Genomic DNA, 18,509 nt, shown 5'->3' with positions numbered 1-18,509 from the left:
CTGCCGCATTCCACTATTTCCGCTGGGCCTTTCTCGTGACCTTTGCCGGTCTCGCATTGGCGTTCTGGCTGGGCTGGGGCTACAGCGATAGTTTCGGCGGTGCGATCAGCTTCTTTCTGATCGGCGCGGTGCTGGCGGTGCTTGAGATTTCATTGTCCTTCGACAATGCTATCGTCAATGCCAACAAGCTGAAGGATATGTGCCCGATCTGGCAGCGGCGCTTCCTGACCTGGGGCATTCTGATCGCGGTGTTCGGCATGCGGATCGTCTTTCCCCTGCTGATCGTCGTCATCGCCGCCGGGATCGGGCCGATTGAGGCGATCAAGCTCGCCGCCCTTCATCCGGATGAATATGCCCGGATCATCGGCGGTGCGCATCTGTCGATTGCCGCTTTCGGTGGCACCTTCCTGATGATGGTGGCGCTGAACTACTTTATCGATGAAGGCAAAGAGGTCGACTGGATCCGCAGCCTCGAATGCCAACTGCGCCGCTGCGCCTCGGTCCGGGGGATGGAGATCGCGCTGGTTCTGGCCATTGTGCTGGTCTTCGCGGCCGTGATGGGCGCAGATGAGCGGGCGCGGTTCCTGTTCGCGGCCATCGGCGGATTGCTGACCTATCTTGCCGTCGAGGTTCTGGGTCATGTGCTCGATGCGCGCCAGCGCACGGTGGGTGTCGCCGCGCAAGGCGGGCTTGGGGCGTTCCTGTACCTTGAAGTGCTCGACGCGTCATTCAGCTTTGACGGGGTGATCGGTGCCTTTGCCCTGACCCACAATCTGTTCCTGATCGCCATCGGCCTTGGGATCGGGGCGATGTATGTGCGCTCAATGACGATCATGCTGGTGGAGCGCCAGACCCTGGCCCATTTCCGCTATCTGGAACATGGCGCGTTCTATTCGATCCTTGTCCTGAGTGTGATCATGTTCGCCCAGACGCTCTGGCATATCCCGGAACTGGTGACGGGGGTTCTGGGATCGGCCTTCATCGGTATCGCGCTCGTGTCGTCAATCCTCTACAACCGGCGTCAGACCGCCTCCTGACTGGTGGGGCCGCCTCGGGTGGCATTGAGCCACCGCTCGGCGGCATGCCTCCGGCGGGGGTATTTTCACAATGAAGAAGGCAAGGGGCTCAGGCGCGGAAGGCGCGGGCAAGGTCGTCGGCGGCGTTCACCAGAAGTGCCATATCAAGGCCGGTCGCGACGAAGCGGGCGCCGCGGGTGACGGCTGTTCGGGCGAAATCGGGGTCAAGTGAGAGAAGGCCCGCCGGTTTGCCGATGGCATTGAGCCGGTCAATCGCGGTCAGGATCGCCGCGCGCACCTCCTTGTGGCCGGGGTCGCCAAGATGGCCCATTGATGCGGCGAGGTCGGAGGGGCCGATGAAGATCGCGTCAACACCGTCGACGCCTGCGATCTCTTCCAGCCGGTCCATGGCGGCGGCGGTTTCGACCTGCAGGATCAGGCAAATCTCATCATCGGCGCGTTTCGCATAATCCCGGATCCGGCCATAACCCGCCGCCCGCATCGTGCCCGCGACGCCGCGCACGCCACGGGGCGGGTAGCGGACCGCCGCGACGGCGGCTTTCGCCTCATCCGCCGACTGGATCTGCGGCAGGATCAGCGTCTGTGCACCCTGATCGAGATGGCGTTTTATCAGGGCGGTATCGTTGACGACGGGCCGGACGACGCAATCGGTCGGGTAGGGCGCTGCCGCCTGCAGCAGGGGCAGAAGCTGGCTGACCTCGACCGAGCTATGTTCGGTGTCGAGCACCATCCAGTCAAAGCCGGCGCCTGCCAGCGCCTCGACCGTCATTGCATCGGGGATCGTGGACCAGAGGCCATAAAGCGTTTCTCCGGCCAGCAGGCGGCGTTTGAACCGGTTCGGGGCGAGGTCCATCAGCCTGTCACAAGTCGCGCGGCACGCGCGACGGCGAAGGCATAGCCCTGCACACCCGCCCCCGCGATCACCGCATCGGCGCGGCCGGAGACATAGGAATGATGGCGGAAGGCCTCACGCTTGTGGATGTTGGAGATATGGACCTCGACCACCGGCCCTTCAAAGGCATTGAGCGCATCGAGGATGGCGATGGAGGTATGGGTGAAAGCGCCGGGATTGATGACGATGGCCGAGGCGGTGTCCCGCGCCGCATGGATCCAGTCGATCAGTTCGTATTCGCGGTTCGACTGGTGGCAGGTCACCGACATCCCCGCCTCTTTTGCTGATGCCGCGCAGAGCGTCTCCACATCGGCCAGCGTTTCGCGGCCGTAAAGCTCCGGCTCGCGCTGGCCGAGCAGGTTCAGGTTGGGACCGTTGAGAACGAGGATGGGCTTCATGCGGGGGCGTCCTGTCTTGCGTTGCCGCGATCATGGGCGAAACGCCGCGCCGCCGCAACGCCCCGGCAACCCGTCCGCGACATCGCGGGCGGGCTGTTGCAGGGCCGCAAGTGCCGGTTCAGAGCGTGTTGGTGACCGAGGTTGCCAGCGCGTGCAGGAAGGACTTGGCCGAAGAACTGGCCGAGAGGAGCAGGAACGCATCCTCGCCCGTCCTGAGGATCAGCACGCCAAGATGCTCCATCACCGTGCGTTTCGCCATGTCGGGGCCAAAGCTGCCAGTGCTCAGGTCCAGCGGGCAGATCCGTTCCAGAACCTGGCGCGTGGCCGGGCCGCTGACCTCTACCGCGACCCAGGCATCGGTCTGGTCGGTCGTGTAGACCTTGCCTTTCAGTTTCGCCGCAACCACCCGTTCCGCATCGGGCGTCGGGTGCGGGAAGATGATCAGCCCCTGATCGGGTGAGGAGCGGACCAGGCGTGCAGCACCATCCTTTGCGGTGACGTAACGGCCGGGGACGGGCAGGGCAGTGCCATAGGCGGTCTTGATCGCCTTTTCTGCCGCATCCTCTCCGCCACGCGGCAGGGCGAGCGAAACGATGGCAAGACCGGCCGGGGCGGCGAGCCGAACCGGGCCGTAATCGTGATCAAGACCGGCCAGCGGCGGCTCGGCGGTAAGCTGAAAGTCAGGCACGCAGACGCTCCCCCTCAGGATCGATGAAATGGGCCGAGACAATCTCGACCTCGACCTCGCGGCCATGGATCAGGCTGACGGCGCGGACGATCTCGCCCATCCGCTCATGGCCCCGCTGGATGAAGCCGAGGCCAACGGAGTGGCCGAGCGAGGGCGAGAAGGCGACCGAGGTCATCCAGCCCTGATCATGCGCCATGTCGGCAGGATCGCCCTTGGTGATGAAATGCGCGCCTGCCGTCAGCGGTTCGGCCCGGTTCACCGGGCGGAAGCCCACGAGCCGGATCGCGTCGTCGCGGGTCATTTCGGGGCGGAGCGACAGCGGGCCGCCGATGCAGTCCTTCTTGCGGCTAACCATGCGGCCAAGCCCGAGGTTGAGCGCGGTGGTCTGACCGTTCAATTCGTTCCCCGCCGCGTGGCCCTTTTCGATCCGCATCACGCCCAGCGCCTCGGTCCCGTAGGGTTCGGCGCCGAATTCTTCGCCCGCCTTCATCAGCGCGGCCATCATCGAATTGCCGTAGCGCGCGGGCACCGCCACTTCGAAGGCTAATTCACCCGAGAACGAGATGCGGAAAAGCCGTGCAGGTGTGCCGCCGCAGACCGTGAGTTCGGCGCAGGCCATGAAGGGAAACGCCTCGTTCGACATGTCGAACCCGTCGGTGATCTTGGCCAGCAACTCCCGCGACCTTGGCCCCGCCACGGCGAACTGCGCCCAGGCATCGGTGGTCGAGATCAGATGAACGTCGAGATCGGGCCAGAGGCATTGGCGCGCGAATTCCATGCGGCGGAAGACCAGAACCGCATTGGCGGTGGTGGTGGTCATCACATAGTGGTTTTCGCCCATCCGTGCGGTGGTGCCGTCGTCATAGGCGATGCCATCCTCGCGCAGCATCAGCCCGTAGCGGACCTTGCCGACCTCGAGCTTGAGGAACGCATTGGCATAGACGCGGTTGAGGAACTCGGCGGCATCCTTGCCCTGAATGTCGATCTTGCCGAGCGTGGTCACATCGCAGATGCCGACCGATTGGCGGGTGGTCAGGGCTTCACGGTCGACGCTGTCGCGCCAGCCTTTTTCGCCGGGTTTCACAAACCATTGCGCGCGCAGCCAGTTGCCGACCTCGACGAAACTCGCGCCATTGGCCTTGGCCCATTCATGCGAGGGCGTCAGCCGGTAGGGGCGGAAGTCCTTGCCGCGTGCCCGGCCTGCAAGCGCGCCCATGGGGATGGGCGTATAGGGCGGGCGGAAGATCGTGGTGCCGGTTTCGGCAATGGTCTTGCCGGTGCATTCGGCCATGATCGCCAGACCCGCGATGTTCGAGGTCTTGCCCTGATCGGTGGCCATGCCCATTGTCGTGTAGCGCTTGAGATGCTCGACCGAACGGAAGCCTTCCTGATGGGAAAGCTTGACGTCCTTGACGGTGACATCGTTTTGCAGATCGACCCAGGCGCGGCCTTTCGAGCCCTTCACATGCCAGAAGGCATGGGTGTCGACGGGTTCGTCCGACGCGGTCGGGGCAGGGGTCTTTGCCGCTTTGATGCCGATCGCTTTCAGTTGCGCCTCGGCCATGCTGCGGCCTTCGCGAAGGGCCGCGCCCAGCGACAATGCGCCATTGGCGGCCCCGGCAACTTCCATGCCGACAGGCAGCGTGCCGCCGGGGACAAAGGCCGCGATATCGTCGCGCCAGACGGGGCGGCCACGCTGATGGCAGGTCAGGTGGACATTGGGGTTCCAGCCGCCCGAGACGGCCAGCGCATCGACGGCGATGGTCCGGCCATCGGTCAGCGTAACCGAACGGATGCCCTTGCGGCCCGAGGTGCTGGCGATTTCGGCCCCACGCAGATGCTCGGCCCCTTTGACGGCGATAGGCGCATCGCGGTCGCGCGGGTCGATCACCGCGGCGATGCCGACGCCCTTGGCGGCAAGGTCGGCCGCTGTGCGCCAGCCATCGTCATTGTTGGTGAAGACCGCGACCTGACGGCCGACGGCCACGCCCCAGCGATTGGCATAGGCGCGCATGGCACCCGCCATCATGATACCGGGCCGGTCGTTCATGCCAAAGGCGATGGGCCGTTCGGTGGCACCCGCCGCCAGTACCGCGCGTTTGGAATAGATGCGCCAGAGGATCTGGCGCGGCTTACCGCCGCTTTCGGCAAGGTGGTCTGTCACCCGCTCCAGCGCGCCGTAGGTACCGTGGTCATAGGCGCCGTAGACCGTCGTCCGGGTCATCACCCGCACGTTCGGCATTGCCGCCAGTTCAGCGACCGCAGCTGCGACCCAGTCGGCCCCCGGCTGGCCGTCAACCTCATGGGTTTCTGCCGTCAGCCGTCCGCCCGGCTGGAAATCCTCATCCGCCAGAATGACCTGTGCGCCAGAGGCTGCCGCCAGCTGCGCCGCCGCGATCCCGGCAGGGCCTGCGCCGATGACCAAGAGGTCGCAATGCAGGAAACCCTTGTCATAGCTGTCAGGGTCGGCTTGCATGCTGAGCCGTCCGAGGCCGGCCGAAATGCGGATCGCCGGTTCGTAGAACTTTTCCCAAAGCGCCTTCGGCCACATGAAGGTCTTGTAGTAGAACCCCGCGCCGAAGAAGGGCGACATCAGATCATTGACCGCCATCAGGTCCCATTCAAGGGGCCCGCGATGGTTCTGGCTCGTGGCCTCCAGCCCGTCGAAAAGTTCGGCCACCGTGGCGCGGGTGTTGGGTTCCTGCCGGGCGCCACTGCGCAATTGTACCAGTGCGTTCGGTTCCTCCGACCCGGCGGTGAAGATACCGCGCGGGCGGTGGTATTTGAACGAACGGCCAACCAGCAACTGGCCATTGGCCAGCAGCGCCGAGGCGAGCGTATCGCCCGGATGGCCCTGCATCCTTTTGCCGTTGAAGGTGAAGGACAAAGTCTTCGAACGGTCAATCAGCCCGCCCGCGATCCGGTTCGTCTGGCTCATTTCCCACGCCCCCTTGCGCGTGCCACATCGCGGGCAAGTTCCACCTTGGTAATCTCATGGCTCAGCGTGTCGCGTGTCACCACCAGCCAGGAGCGGTCGCCCTGTTCGTGGTACCAAAGCTCCTGATGGCTGCCTGCCGGGTTGTCGCGCAGATAGCCGTAATCATGGAAGCGCTCGGCGGCGTCCTCGGCCTGCCAGTCGGGCCGGTCGATCAGGCTCGCATCGCCGAGATAGACGAATTCGGCGGCATCGCGGGGGCCAAGCAGGGGATGGTTGATGATCATACTGGGCGTCCTCAGTGCAGGTTGGGCTGGTTGCCCTGGCCTTTTTCGTCGATGATATTGCCGCGCCGGAACCGGTCGAGCCGGAATTCGGTCGCCACCGGATGCGGGGTGCCCTGCGCCAGAAGATGGGCGTAGCAGTAGCCCGAGGCAGGCGTCGCCTTGAAGCCGCCGTAGCACCAGCCGCCATTGAAATAGAGCCCGTCGATATGGGTCTTGTCGATGAAGGGCGAGCCATCCATCGACATGTCCATGATGCCGCCCCAGCTGCGCAAGAGGCGGGCACGCCCGATCATCGGCATGATCGCCATGCCGCCCTCTGCCACATCCTCCACCACAGGCAGGTTGCCGCGTTGGGCGTAGTAATTATAGCCGTCGATATCGCCACCGAAGACCAGCCCGCCCTTGTCGGACTGGCTGACATAGAAGTGCCCGGCACCAAAGGTGATGACGCCGGGGATCACCGGCTTCAGTCCTTCGCTGACGAAAGCCTGCAGGACATGGCTTTCAATGGGCAGGCGCATCCCCGCCATCGCCGCGACCCGGCCCGAGGATCCGGCCACGCACATCGCGACCTTCTTCGCGCCGATGTGGCCACGCGTCGTCTCGACCCCGATGCAGGTGCCGTTCTCGATGCGGAAGCCGGTAACCTCGCAATTCTGGATGATGTCGACGCCCAATGCATCGGCACCGCGCGCATAGCCCCAGGCGACGGCATCGTGACGGACCGTACCGCCCCGGCGCTGGTAAAGGCCGCCCTTGATCGGGAAACGCGCATTGTCGAAATCGAGGAAGGGCAGTTCGCGCCTGAGCTGCGCCTGATCGGCCAGTTCCGCATCGGCACCCGCCAGCATCATCGCATTGGCGCGGCGCACGAAGGCGTCGCGCTGCGGATCGGTATGGAAGAGGTTCAGGATCGAGCGCTGGCTGACCATCGCATTGTAGTTCAGATCCTGCTCCAGCCCCTCCCAGAGTTTCAGCGAGAATTCATAAAAGGGCTCATTGCCCGGCAGCATGTAGTTCGACCGGATGATCGTGGTGTTTCGCCCGACATTGCCCGAGCCGATCCAGCCTTTTTCCAGCACTGCGACACGGGCCTGACCAAAGATCTTGGCAAGGTAATAGGCCGTGGCAAGGCCATGACCGCCGCCGCCGATGATGACGATATCATAATCGGGCTTCGGATCGGGATCGCGCCAGACAGGCTTCCAGCCCTTGTTGCCGGTCAGCCCTTCGCGGAGAATTCTGAATGCGGAGTAGCGCATGTTGTCCGATGTCCTCGCTGTTCCCGCGCTAAAAAAGCACAACCGGCCGGTCTGTACTATTTCAAAATGGACATATAGTTTTACAAAATGGACACACAGGCAGCATTGGACACGCAGCCGCGCCGGGTTGGTATCCTGGCTTTGCCGGGTTTCGCGCTCATGTCCTATGCGGCGACGGTCGAACCTTTGCGAGCGGCGAATCTTCTGAGCAGGCGCAAGCTCTATGAAGTTACGCATTTCGGCACGGCAGCGCGGGCAGCGCAAAGCTCGGGTCATGCCGTGGCACCCGTCGACGCGCTGATTACCGAGGCGGGGCCGCTTGACTATCTTTTTGTCGTGGCCGGGGGCGAACCGGCCTCTTACCGCGATGATCGGGTATTTGGCTGGCTCAGGCGGCTTGCCCGGACGGGGGTGACGCTTGGCGGTGTGTCGGGCGGGCCGGTGATCCTTGCGCAGGCGGGGCTGATGGCCGGACGGCGGATGACGGTCCACTGGGAACATGCCGCCGCCTTGGCCGAGGCTGACCCAGATCTTCTGACCGAACGCACGCTTTACGTCATTGACCGCGACCGGCTGACCTGTGCGGGCGGCACAGCGCCCCTTGATCTTATGCATGCGCTGATCGCCATGCATCACGGCGGCGATTTCGCCCGACTTGTCTCGGATTGGTTCATGCATACCGAAGTGCGCCCCGCTTTCGGGCCACAGCGCAGCGGTCTGGCCGAGCGCGTCGGCACCGCGAACAAGACCGCGCTTGATGCTGTCTCGGTGATGGAGGCGAATATCGCCGAGCCGCTGGCGCTGGCCGCTTTGGCGCGGATTGCAGGCGTGACCCCGCGCCAACTCAACCGGCTCTTCACCACCCATGTCGGGCAGACCACGATGGGATATTACGCGCTGATGCGGCTGGAGACGGCACGACGGCTTTTACGCAACTCTTCACTGACGGTGACAGAGGTGGCAATGGCCACGGGTTTCGCGACAGCGGGGCATTTTTCAACGCGGTTCCGCGCGGCCTTCGGCCATCCGCCATCTGCCCTGCGCCCGCGCCAGGGTGGTTGAAAACGGTCGTGCGCCGGGCCTTTCGTCGGTCTGACGGTTGCGTTTCTGGCAGGCTATGGTGATGTTGCCTGCACATGCGCCATGCCCGGCGGATCAGGAGGGACGCGATGCAACTGAACGACCAGCGCGATATCAATGCGGACCCGGCAACGGTCTGGGCCGCGATCCTTGATCCCGAAGTGCTGAAGGCCTGTATTCCGGGCTGTGAAAGCCTGACCGGATCGCCCGAGGAAGGCTATGAGGCGGTGGTGGTGCAAAAGGTCGGGCCGGTAAAGGCCAGGTTCACCGGCGTCGTCACCCTCTCGGACATCGTCGCAGGTCAGTCGGTGCGCATCTCGGGCGAGGGCAAGGGCGGGCCTGCGGGCTTTGCCAAGGGCGGTGCGCATGTGACGCTTGCACCCGACGGCGCATGCACGCGGCTGTCTTACGAGGTGGAGGCGAGCGTGGGCGGCAAGCTCGCCCAGCTTGGAAGCAGGATCATCGACGGTTTTGCCAAGAAGTTGGCGGATGAGTTCTTTCAGCGCTTCCAGGATGCTGTCGAGGGACCGGAGGAAGAGGGTGAGGAAACTGAGGGCGATCAGCCGAAAAAGGGCTGGTTCAAGCGGGTTCTGGGGGGCTGATTGGCGATATGGTCATCTTGCCCGCCCGCTTTCCTGCCAGAAGATCAGACCGGTCAACGAATGACGTTGAATAAAATATAAACGTTTTTATTGTGGCGGTTGCGATCCGCCGGGTTTTCGTCAACAGGGACGGTTCGCCCATGTCAAATGCCCGATCGGAGAAGTGATGTCCGCTTTCCTGACCCCGCCACCAGCCCTGCCACAGGCCGACATTCAGACATTCGTCCGGCGGATCTGGGGGTTTACGCCCGAGGTTAGAATGCTGGTGTCCGAACGCGATCAGAACGCACGGGTGGAGGCGGCGGGCAGGGCCTATGCTCTCAAGATCGCCAATGCGGGCGAGGATACGGCCCAGATCGCGATGCAGAATGCCGCGATGGCACATCTGGCACAGGCCGGGTTCACCGGCGCGCCGCAGGTCGTGCCGACGCTGGCGGGTGGCAACACCACGACCGCCAATGCCGGGGGGCAGGCCTGTCAGGCGCGGCTTGTCACCTGGATCGACGGGCCGCTTCTGAGTGCCGCGCCGCGCAGCCTGACCCAGCTTGGCAATCTGGGTGCCTTCATGGGGCGCTTGACCCGGGCGATGCAGGGGTTCGGTCACCCGGCGGCGTTCCGGCCGGACTTTCTATGGTCGCTCGATGCGGTGGGCGGGATTGCCGCATGGGCAGAGGATATCGCCGACCCCGCAAGACGTGCGCTGGTTTTGGGTCTGTTCGACCGCTATCGGGTGCGGATTGCACCCCGTCTTGCGACGCTCAGGGCTTCGGTCCTGCATCAGGATGCGAACGACAATAACGTGATCGTCGATGCCGGTGATCCCGACCGTATCGCGGGTGTGATTGATTTCGGAGACATGGCCTTTGGCCGCACGATCAACGAACTGGCGATCACGCTGGCCTATGCATTGCTGGATGCGGATGACCTCTATGCCGCGATGCGGGCTGTTATCGCGGGCTATGTCGGCGCGTTCCCGATAGAGGAGGCAGAGGCCGAAGTCCTTTATGACCTGATGCGTATGCGGCTTGCGGCGTCGGTCTGTATCTCGTCGCGACGGGTGAAGGACAATCCGGGCAATGAGTATCTGACCATCTCCCAGGTACCTGCCTTTGCGCTTCTGGAACGGCTCGACAGGCTCGATCCCGAATTCATGGTGGCGCTCTGCCGCCGTGCCGCCGGGTTCGATGCGACGCGGGCCGAGGCGGCCGTTCGGGCGCATCTGGCCGGGGCTGAGATGCTGCCGCTCTTTCAGCCCGATATCGCAAGCTCGGCCCGGTTCGCACTTCTGACCGATACCCCGCCCGCTGACATGCCTGCCGTCGCCGACCGGGCGTGGGACGATTGGTTCACTGCCCGGCGCCCGGCCCATCTTCCCCTCAATGTCGGCTTTTATGGGCTTGGAATTTATGGGGAAAAACGATCCGTCTATACGGCGGAACAATTCGCGGATGCCGCCAGTGATGAACGCCGGACCCGGCACCTGGGGATCGACGTCTTTGCTTCGGCCGGAACACCGGTCCATGCGCCTTTGGCCGGCAGGGTTCATACGGTCACCTACAATGCCGATCCGCTGGATTATGGCCATACGCTGATTCTGGAACACCGGACCGCCAAGGATGTGCCGTTTTACACACTTTACGGTCATCTCGGCGGGTCGCTGCCCGGCCTGCTTTCCAGGGGGCTGATGGTGGCCGCAGGCGACCTGATCGCGCATCTCGGCGATTGGCATGAGAACGGCGGCTGGGCGCCGCACCTCCACTTTCAGGTGATGACCGACATGCTGGCGCAGAAGGATAATTTCTTCGGTGTCGGGCATGACAGTCTCTGGGACGTCTGGTCGGGTATCTGTCCCGATCCGAACCTGATCCTGCGGCTGGCGCCGGAGAGTTTCATGGTCGATCCGAACCCGCCCGCAAGCCTTATCGAGCGACGGGGGACGTCGATAGGCCTTTCGCTGTCAATCTCTTACGCGGAGAAGTTGAAGATTGTCCGGGGGCAGGGGCCGTGGCTGTTCGATCATACCGGGCGCAGATATCTCGACGCGGTCAACAACATCACCCATGTCGGCCATTGCCACCCGAAAGTGGTGGAGGCGATCACCCGGCAGGCGGCGGTGCTGAACACCAATACCCGCTACCTGAACGACCTGATGCTGGAATTCTCCGAGCGGTTGACGGCGAAGCTGCCCGGTGACCTGAAGGTCGCCTATTTCGTCAATTCCGGGACCGAGGCGAACGAACTGGCCTTGCGGATCGCACGCACGGCCATGGGCAATAAATCGACCGTCGTGCTCGACTGGGCCTATCACGGCAATTCCGGCGGCATGGTCGATATCAGCCCCTACAAGTTCAAACGCAAGGGCGGCTATCCACAGCCTGATTTCGTGGAAATCGCAGCCTTCCCCGATCCCTATCGCGGCCCCCACAAGGGCATATCCGAGGCTTCGGGACGGGCCTACGCGGTAGATGTGACCCGTTGTCTCGATGCGGTAGAGGAAAAGACAGGCACGGGGGCGGCTGCGTTCATCGCCGAGTCAATCTCGGGCGTGGGCGGGCAGGTTGTCTATCCCGATGGCTACCTGAAGGCCGCCTATGCCCATGTCCGGGACCGCGGCGGCATCTGCATCTCTGATGAGGTGCAATGCGGCTTCGGGCGTGTCGGCTCGGCCTTCTGGGGCTTTGAATTGCAGGGCGTGGTGCCGGATATCGTCGTCATGGGAAAACCCATCGGCAATGGCCACCCGCTGGCCGCTGTGGTGACGACCCCGGAACTGGCCGAACGCTTCGCCAACGGGATGGAGTATTTCAACTCCTTCGGCGGCAATCCGGTCTCGATGGCCGTCGGCCTCGCCGTGCTCGACATCATCGAAGGCGAGGGATTGCAGGCACAGGCGCGAGAGACCGGCGACTACATGCTCGACCGCTTTTCTGAGATGGCCGCCCGGTACGGGATCATCGGCGATGTGCGGGGCCGGGGCCTGTTTTCCGGCATCGAACTGGTGCGGGACCGGGTAACGCAAGAGCCCGCAACCGAAGAAGCGGGCCACATCGTCAACCATATGCGACAACAGGGTGTGCTGGTGTCAACTGACGGACCCCTGGACAACGTGCTGAAGTTCAAGCCGCCGATGGTCTTTGGCAGGGCAGAGGCCGATATCCTGATCGCGGCCCTTGAGATGGCGTTTTCCGAGATTGGCTGACGGCTGTCCGGGCGGCGCATACCCGGTGAAATGCGCTCAGCTTTGGGGCAGGCGCCGTTCCTCGGCAAAGGACAGCAGTCGACGCCCCTGTTCGTCCCACAGATGCAGCCGGGCGCAGGCCAGGCTTTCGCGCAGCGTCAGGCGCTGAACCGTGTCCAGCGCATCGTGATCGCGCAGAACTTCGGGCAGGCGGTAGAACGGAATGCGGCTATAGAGGTGATGGACATGATGGATGCCGATATTGCCGGTGAACCAGCGCAGAACCGGCGGCAGAACATAGTGCGAGCTGCCATGAAGGGCTGCATCGTGCAATTGCCATTCCGCGCCGCTGTCCCAATGCGTGTCTTCGAACTGGTGCTGAACAAAGAACAGCCAGACCCCGATAGAGGCCGCGACAATGACGGTGGGCAGAAACACCAGTGCCAGCACCTGCCAGCCGCCGAAATAAAGGATGCCGGCAATGATTGCAGCGAGCGCGACATTGGTGCCCATGGCACTGACCCAGTATTTCGCACCGCTGCGCATCAGCCCGACGGGCAACCGGTTCTGCAACAGGAAGATGTAGATCGGCCCGATCACGAACAGCACGACCGGATTGCGGTAAAGCCGGTAGCCGAACCGGCCCAGCGGCGACAAGGCGCGGTATTCACGGACGGTCATCGTGTGGATATCGCCAATGCCGCGCTGATCGAGGTTGCCGGCCGAGGAATGGTGGATCGCATGGGTGCTGCGCCAGACATCGTAGGGCGTCAGCGTCAGAACCCCGATCACGCGTCCGGCCCAGTCGGACACTTTGCGGTTGGGAAAATAGCCGCCATGGCCGCAATCGTGCTGGATCATGAACAGACGGACCAGAAAGCCCGCATTCAGGACCGCAATTGCCAGCGCAAGCCAGCCGCTGACCGTCGACGCCCACCAGGCAATGGCCCAAAGCCCCAGGAAGGGGATGACGCTGACCAGCAATTCATAGGTGCTGCGAAGCGGATCGGGATCGCGATAGGCTGACAGGACACGAACCCAGTCCTTGGGATCGGTGACGGCGGCGGCTTGCGGGATATGTGTGGTCATTCGTGCGGCATCAGGTCCAAAGAGGGGCGGCCCCTCGGCCAAGACCCCGCGCCGCAATACCGAACATATCGAAGCCCCGCCTTGCCCGGCGGGTTGTTCTGTCTACAGCAATCCTTCGCCGTGTATAACGGGATGATCCGCATGTCGAGTGTCAGGCGCGTTACTTGCGGTCAGGCGTGTCAATGAAGCCGCGCCTTGGTCAGATAGCCTTCCACGGTAGACTCTCCCAAAGCCTTCAGCGCTTCCAGCCGGTGCAGCCCCTCGACCAGCACGAAATTTTCACCATCCGCGCGCACCCGTATCGGCGTTTGCTGACCGTTTTCTAGAATGCTTTCGGCCAGAGCCGCGACCTTGGCCGCCTCAAGCGTCTTGGCCCGTTTGACCGGAACACGGATGCGGTCAATCGGGAAGGTTGTCTTTGCGAGCATCTGTCCGCCTCCGGCCCGGCAGGGGCTTGACCCAGCGTAGCAGGATGGATGGGGACGGCAATGAGAAGGATGCCCCCCCGGGGGATCGATGTTCGCGGATGGCTTTTCGTCCAGCCAGAGCGCGTCAGGCGGCGGCCTCGGCTTCAGCCAGCGCTTCGGCTGTTGCGTCGAGCGCGAGCAGGATCGACGCATGGCGGTTTTTGAAGTCGCGCGCGGGCGTCAGCGCCTCATACCCTTCGAACGGGGTGGTTGGGACGGGCCCATCTTCCTTCAGCATCGCCCGCAACTGATCGCGCGCCTCTTCAACCTCGGCCCGTGTCCGTCCGATCATCACCGCACCGGAGAGGGCCGCCGAGGCCTGACCAAGCGCGCAGGCCTTCACATCCTGCCCGTATTCCGTGATCTTCCCATCCCGAACGACAATATCCACCGTCACGGTCGAGCCGCAGAGCGGAGAGCGCTTGCGCACCGTTGCGGTGGGGGTCTCGAGCCGCCGCATATGCGGAATATCCGCGGCCAGTGCGAGGATACGCTGCGAATAGAGCTTGATAAGATCGGTTTCGCTCATGACTTTCCCCGGGCCGAATTTCCCCCTAGATAGGCCGAACCGGCGGTTTTGCAAAGGTAGTGACATGCGTTTTGATCCTTCGACCTTGGTCTACAACTCAAGCGGTCTGATCCCGGCGATCGCGCAGGATCATGTGTCGGGTGTGGTTCTGATGATGGCCTGGATGAATGCGGATGCCGTGGCGCAGACGCTGGAAACCGGGCGGATCACCTATTGGTCGCGGTCACGGCAGGCCTTCTGGGTGAAGGGCGAAACATCGGGCCATGTACAAAAGCTGGTCGATATGCGGGTTGATTGCGACCGGGATTGCCTGCTGGTTCTGGTCGAACAGACGGGGCCTGCCTGCCATACCAACCGGCGGACCTGCTTTTACACCGCGATTCGGGATGGGGCCGAAACCGAGCTGATGCGACCTGAGGTCTGAGCCGGGCCGCGAGGGCAGGTGCCTCCGGCGGGGGTACTTGGACAATGAAGAAGCTGATGTTCTTCAGGCAAGCCCGACCATGCGGCGAATGTCTTCGGGGCTGGCGCCGTCGTCGCGGTAGGTGCGGATCGCGCGGGCATCGTCGCGTTTGGCAAGACGTTTGCCCGCCGCATCGCGGATCAGCCTGTGGTGATGATAGACGGGCGTCGGCAGGCCAAGGAGGCGTTGCAGCACGACATGGATCTTCGTCGCTTCAAACAGGTCCTCTCCGCGTATGACATGGGTGATACCCTGTTCGGCGTCGTCGAGGACCACCGACTGGTGATAGGATGTGCCCATGTCGCGGCGGGCAAGGACGACGTCACCGATATCGGTGACAAGTTCGTGTGGCATGGCTGTGATCAGGCCGGTTTCCCTATTGGGTCCGTACCCGGATTCCTGAAACGTCACGGGGTGGGTGGTGGCGCGGGCCATGTCGAGCCTGATCGCTGCGTTGTCGGGGAAGGGTCGAAGCCCGTGATCCGACCGGTGCGCCCGGCAGGTGCCGGGATAGACGATGCCATCCGGGCCGGTGGCCGGTTCGCCTTCATTCGGGGCACTGGCCGCAGCAAGGATATCGCGGCGGTTGCAGGTGCAGGCAAAGAGTGCGTCGCTCTGCCAGAGTGATGTCAGGGTGTCGCGGTAGATGGGAAGCCTGTCTGACTGCCGCAGAACCGGATTTTCCCAGGACAGGCCGAGCCAGCGCAGGTCATCATAGATCATCTCTTCCCATTCAGGCCGGGCGCGGCTTTGGTCGATATCTTCTATTCTGAGGATAAAATCGCCGCCATCGCGGAGCGCCATGTCATGGGCAAGGATGGCCGAATAGGCATGGCCGAGATGTAAGGGGCCGGTGGGGGATGGCGCGAAGCGGGTTCGCATCAGCTTTGGCCGTCAAGCCATTCATTGAACGATGCTTTTGCCCTGTCGGTATAGGCCTTGTAACGATCCTTGCGGCCGCGCCGCCCACCCTTGGCATCAATCGGTGGAAAGAGCCCGAAATTGACGTTCATTGGCTGGAAGGTCTTGGCCTCTGCGCCCCCGGTAATATGGGTGATCAATGCGCCCATCGCGGTTTCCGGTCCCGGCGCGGGCAGGTCGCGGCCAAGGATTTCTGCCGCGGCCATGCGGCCCGAAAGCAGCCCCATCGCGGCACTTTCGACATAGCCCTCAACCCCGGTGATCTGACCGGCAAAACGGATATTGGGCCGCGACTTCAACCGCATCTGCGCGTCAAGCAGCGTTGGTGAGTTGATGAAGGTGTTGCGGTGGATACCGCCGAGACGCGCGAAGCTGGCATCCTGAAGTCCAGGAATGCGTTTGAAAACATCCGTCTGGGCGCCATACTTCATCTTGGTCTGAAAGCCGACGATGTTGTAGAGCGTGCCAAGCGCATTGTCGCGGCGCAGCTGGACGACGGCATAGGGTTTCACATCCGGGCGGTGCGCGTTCGTGAGGCCAACCGGTTTCATCGGGCCAAAGCGCAAGGTTTCGCGCCCGCGTTCGGCCATCACCTCGATCGGCAGGCAACCATCGAAGTAACCTGCCGTTTCGCCCTCATGAAACTCGGTCTTGTCGGCCGCCAGCAGTGCGTCGATAAAGCCCTCGTAGTCCGCCTTTGTCATCGGGCAGTTGAGATACGCCTTCTGTTCCGCTTCCGTTTCGCCCTTGTCATAGCGCGACTGGGCCCAGACGACCGACATGTCGATGCTTTCGGCATAGACGATGGGGGCGATGGCGTCGAAAAAGGCCAGCGCTTCAGCGCCGGTTTCTGCCCGGATCGCCTCGGCCAGAGTGCCGGAGGTGAGGGGGCCGGTCGCGATGATCCAGTGGCCACCCGTAGGCAGTTCGGTGATCTCTTCATCCGAGACGCTGATCAGTGGGTGATTTCGCAGGCGTTCGGTGACCGATTCGGAAAACGGATCGCGGTCCACGGCCAACGCGCCGCCTGCAGGCAGACGATGATGGTCGGCCATCTCCATGATCAGCCCACCGGCTGCGCGCATTTCCCAGTGAAGAAGGCCCACGGCATTGCGTTCGTCATCATCCGAACGGAAGGAATTCGAACAGACCATCTCGGCAAGATTGCCGGTCCGGTGGGCGAATGTGCCGACCTTGGGCCGCATTTCATGGATGACGACCGGTATTCCGGCCCGGGCAGCCTGCCAGGCGGCCTCGGACCCGGCCATGCCGCCACCGACGATGTGAAGTGTTTCGCGCATGATTGGCGACTTAGGTCATGGCGCGGTGTTTGAAAAGCCCCGGCAACCGGGGCATCCCGGTTCAGATGCCGATATCGTGCAGATATCCACTTTCACGCCGTCTGTGCACGGGCCCCCGTTTGTCGGCAGGTTTTTCCGTCTTCATGCGATCACTGGCCGGATTGTTCAGCCAGCCCAGAAAGCTTTCAACAAGGCCGGGCCGGTCGTGTGTGGTACGCCGGGCCGGTTCGGCAAAATCAGACAAGCTCATATCCCGTCTCCTCAATACAGCCGGATACCGGCCGCGACAGTCAGCTCACCACTAATCCCCAGATAGTCCCCAACATTATTGAAGACTGATCTTAATTGACTAACAATTCATTAATGCAAGAGGGGCGGAAACCGGCAAGTTTCCGCCCCTCATCGCAGATTTTTGGCAACATTATTCCGCGTCGTCTTCGCCCTGATCCGCGATACGGGCAACCGACACCACCTCTTCGCCCTTCGCGGTATCGAAAACCTTGACCCCGCCGGCCGAACGCGACCGGAAGCTGATCCCTTCGACCGGGCAGCGGATCGACTGACCGGTTGAGGTGGCGAGCATGATCTGGTCGTCGCCCTCAACCGGGAAGGACGCCACGAGTGATCCGCCACGCATTGCCTTGTCCATCGCCATGACACCCAGACCGCCGCGACCGCGCACGGGGTAGTCGTGGCTGGACGAGATCTTGCCCGCGCCCTTGGCGGAGATGGTCAGGATCAGATCCTCGGCCGCTGACATTTCGGCATAGCGTTCCTGCGTAAGCTGGCCTTCAGCGACGGTTTCATCATCCTCATCCGCCGCCTCATCCTCGGTTACACCGGCCATCAGGCGACGTTGCTTGAGATAGGCGGCGCGTTCGGACGGGTCGGCCTCAAAATGGCGGATGACCGACATCGACACGACTTTGTCCTTTGCCGCCAACCGGATGCCCCGCACGCCGGTCGAATCGCGACCCTTGAAGATGCGCACTTCGGTCGTCGGGAAGCGGATGGCGCGGCCAAGGGCCGTGACCAGCATGACATCGTCATTTTCGTCGCAGATACGGGCGTTTACGAGGTTCACACCCTCGGGCAATTTCATCGCGATCTTGCCGTTCGACTTCACGTTGGTGAAGTCCGAAAGCGCGTTGCGGCGCACATCGCCTTCGGAGGTCGCGAAGAAGATCTGCAGGTCTTCCCACTCTTCCTCGGGCACATCCACCGGCATGATCGCGGCGATCGAGGTGCCGGTCGGGATCGGCAGGATGTTGACCATGGCCTTGCCCTTGGTGGTCCGGCTGCCCATCGGCAGACGCCAGGTCTTCAGCTTGTAGACCATGCCGTCGGTCGAGAAGAACAAGAGCTGCGTATGGGTGTTGG

18 protein-coding genes are annotated in these 18,509 nt (G+C 63.0%); 5 read left to right on the top strand and 13 right to left on the bottom strand.

Annotated elements, in window-relative coordinates:
• Positions 1 to 1,037: DUF475 domain-containing protein (locus tag WBB85_RS14700; RefSeq protein ID WP_432639353.1), on the top strand; the 1,037-nt coding region annotated here is incomplete at its 5' end.
• Positions 1,038 to 1,125: 88 nt separating this feature from the next.
• Here the strand turns inward: WBB85_RS14700 and WBB85_RS14695 are convergent.
• The 6 genes from WBB85_RS14695 to WBB85_RS14670 all read right to left on the bottom strand — a co-directional run bounded on the left by WBB85_RS14695 (position 1,126) and on the right by WBB85_RS14670 (position 7,499).
• The gene (locus WBB85_RS14695) at positions 1,126 to 1,890 is read right to left on the bottom strand and encodes an HpcH/HpaI aldolase family protein (protein WP_432639352.1); all 765 of its coding nucleotides are present in this window, start codon (positions 1,888 to 1,890) and stop codon (positions 1,126 to 1,128) included.
• Positions 1,890 to 2,327 carry a type II 3-dehydroquinate dehydratase gene (gene aroQ / locus WBB85_RS14690; RefSeq protein WP_432639351.1) on the bottom strand — a complete coding sequence of 146 codons (438 nt, stop codon included), beginning with the start codon at positions 2,325 to 2,327 and terminating at the stop codon, positions 1,890 to 1,892. The genes WBB85_RS14695 and aroQ overlap by 1 nt, the downstream gene beginning before the upstream one ends.
• 118 nt (positions 2,328 to 2,445) lie before the next feature.
• Complete coding sequence (locus tag WBB85_RS14685) at positions 2,446 to 3,015, bottom strand: sarcosine oxidase subunit gamma (protein WP_432639350.1); 570 nt, start codon at positions 3,013 to 3,015, stop codon at positions 2,446 to 2,448.
• On the bottom strand, positions 3,008 to 5,953 hold the full coding sequence (locus WBB85_RS14680; RefSeq protein ID WP_432639349.1) for a sarcosine oxidase subunit alpha family protein: 2,946 nt from the start codon (positions 5,951 to 5,953) through the stop codon (positions 3,008 to 3,010). Before WBB85_RS14680 ends, WBB85_RS14685 begins: the two co-directional genes overlap by 8 nt.
• Positions 5,950 to 6,237, bottom strand: a complete 288-nt coding sequence (locus WBB85_RS14675; protein ID WP_432639348.1) for a sarcosine oxidase subunit delta — start codon at positions 6,235 to 6,237, stop codon at positions 5,950 to 5,952. The genes WBB85_RS14680 and WBB85_RS14675 overlap by 4 nt, the downstream gene beginning before the upstream one ends.
• A gap of 11 nt (positions 6,238 to 6,248) precedes the next feature.
• Positions 6,249 to 7,499, bottom strand: coding sequence for a sarcosine oxidase subunit beta family protein (locus WBB85_RS14670; RefSeq protein ID WP_432639347.1), 1,251 nt, complete (start codon positions 7,497 to 7,499; stop codon positions 6,249 to 6,251).
• Between the two features lie 87 nt (positions 7,500 to 7,586).
• On the opposite strand from WBB85_RS14670, the gene WBB85_RS14665 reads away from it, so the two are divergent.
• From WBB85_RS14665 to WBB85_RS14655, 3 genes are all read left to right on the top strand, one after another.
• Positions 7,587 to 8,561, top strand: coding sequence for a GlxA family transcriptional regulator (locus WBB85_RS14665; RefSeq protein ID WP_432639346.1), 975 nt, complete (start codon positions 7,587 to 7,589; stop codon positions 8,559 to 8,561).
• 107 nt (positions 8,562 to 8,668) lie between these two features.
• Positions 8,669 to 9,181, top strand: coding sequence for a CoxG family protein (locus tag WBB85_RS14660; RefSeq protein WP_432639345.1), 513 nt, complete (start codon positions 8,669 to 8,671; stop codon positions 9,179 to 9,181).
• Between the two features lie 166 nt (positions 9,182 to 9,347).
• Entirely contained in the window at positions 9,348 to 12,380 is a 3,033-nt protein-coding gene (locus WBB85_RS14655) for an aminotransferase class III-fold pyridoxal phosphate-dependent enzyme (protein ID WP_432639344.1), read from the top strand.
• Positions 12,381 to 12,416: 36 nt separating this feature from the next.
• Here WBB85_RS14655 and WBB85_RS14650 read toward each other — a convergent pair whose 3' ends face one another.
• From WBB85_RS14650 to WBB85_RS14640, 3 genes are all read right to left on the bottom strand, one after another.
• Positions 12,417 to 13,448 (bottom strand): fatty acid desaturase, encoded by a 1,032-nt coding sequence (locus WBB85_RS14650; protein ID WP_432639343.1) that lies wholly within the window; start codon positions 13,446 to 13,448, stop codon positions 12,417 to 12,419.
• Positions 13,449 to 13,627: 179 nt separating this feature from the next.
• Positions 13,628 to 13,876, bottom strand: coding sequence for a ParB N-terminal domain-containing protein (locus tag WBB85_RS14645; RefSeq protein WP_432639342.1), 249 nt, complete (start codon positions 13,874 to 13,876; stop codon positions 13,628 to 13,630).
• Between the two features lie 124 nt (positions 13,877 to 14,000).
• The gene (locus WBB85_RS14640; protein ID WP_432639341.1) at positions 14,001 to 14,444 is read right to left on the bottom strand and encodes an iron-sulfur cluster assembly scaffold protein; all 444 of its coding nucleotides are present in this window, start codon (positions 14,442 to 14,444) and stop codon (positions 14,001 to 14,003) included.
• Positions 14,445 to 14,508: 64 nt separating this feature from the next.
• On the opposite strand from WBB85_RS14640, the gene hisI reads away from it, so the two are divergent.
• The gene (hisI, locus tag WBB85_RS14635) at positions 14,509 to 14,868 is read left to right on the top strand and encodes a phosphoribosyl-AMP cyclohydrolase (protein ID WP_432639340.1); all 360 of its coding nucleotides are present in this window, start codon (positions 14,509 to 14,511) and stop codon (positions 14,866 to 14,868) included.
• A 63-nt stretch (positions 14,869 to 14,931) separates the two neighbouring features.
• Here the strand turns inward: hisI and gluQRS are convergent, their stop codons facing one another.
• The 4 genes from gluQRS to WBB85_RS14615 all read right to left on the bottom strand — a co-directional run.
• Positions 14,932 to 15,789, bottom strand: a complete 858-nt coding sequence (gene gluQRS, locus WBB85_RS14630) for a tRNA glutamyl-Q(34) synthetase GluQRS (RefSeq protein ID WP_432639339.1) — start codon at positions 15,787 to 15,789, stop codon at positions 14,932 to 14,934.
• Positions 15,789 to 17,129 carry a methylenetetrahydrofolate--tRNA-(uracil(54)-C(5))-methyltransferase (FADH(2)-oxidizing) TrmFO gene (trmFO, locus tag WBB85_RS14625; RefSeq protein ID WP_432639338.1) on the bottom strand — a complete coding sequence of 447 codons (1,341 nt, stop codon included), beginning with the start codon at positions 17,127 to 17,129 and terminating at the stop codon, positions 15,789 to 15,791. Before trmFO ends, gluQRS begins: the two co-directional genes overlap by 1 nt.
• Positions 17,130 to 17,190: 61 nt before the next feature.
• On the bottom strand, positions 17,191 to 17,379 hold the full coding sequence (locus WBB85_RS14620; RefSeq protein WP_432639337.1) for a hypothetical protein: 189 nt from the start codon (positions 17,377 to 17,379) through the stop codon (positions 17,191 to 17,193).
• A 171-nt stretch (positions 17,380 to 17,550) separates the two neighbouring features.
• On the bottom strand, positions 17,551 to 18,509 hold a 959-nt coding region (locus WBB85_RS14615), incomplete at its 5' end, for a DNA gyrase C-terminal beta-propeller domain-containing protein (protein ID WP_432639336.1).

It is taken from the genome of Albidovulum sp. (assembly GCF_049646345.1).
Classification (GTDB): domain Bacteria; phylum Pseudomonadota; class Alphaproteobacteria; order Rhodobacterales; family Rhodobacteraceae; genus Albidovulum.
Note: the sequence above shows the minus strand (reverse complement) of the source record. Positions and strands in the feature narration are given on the sequence as shown.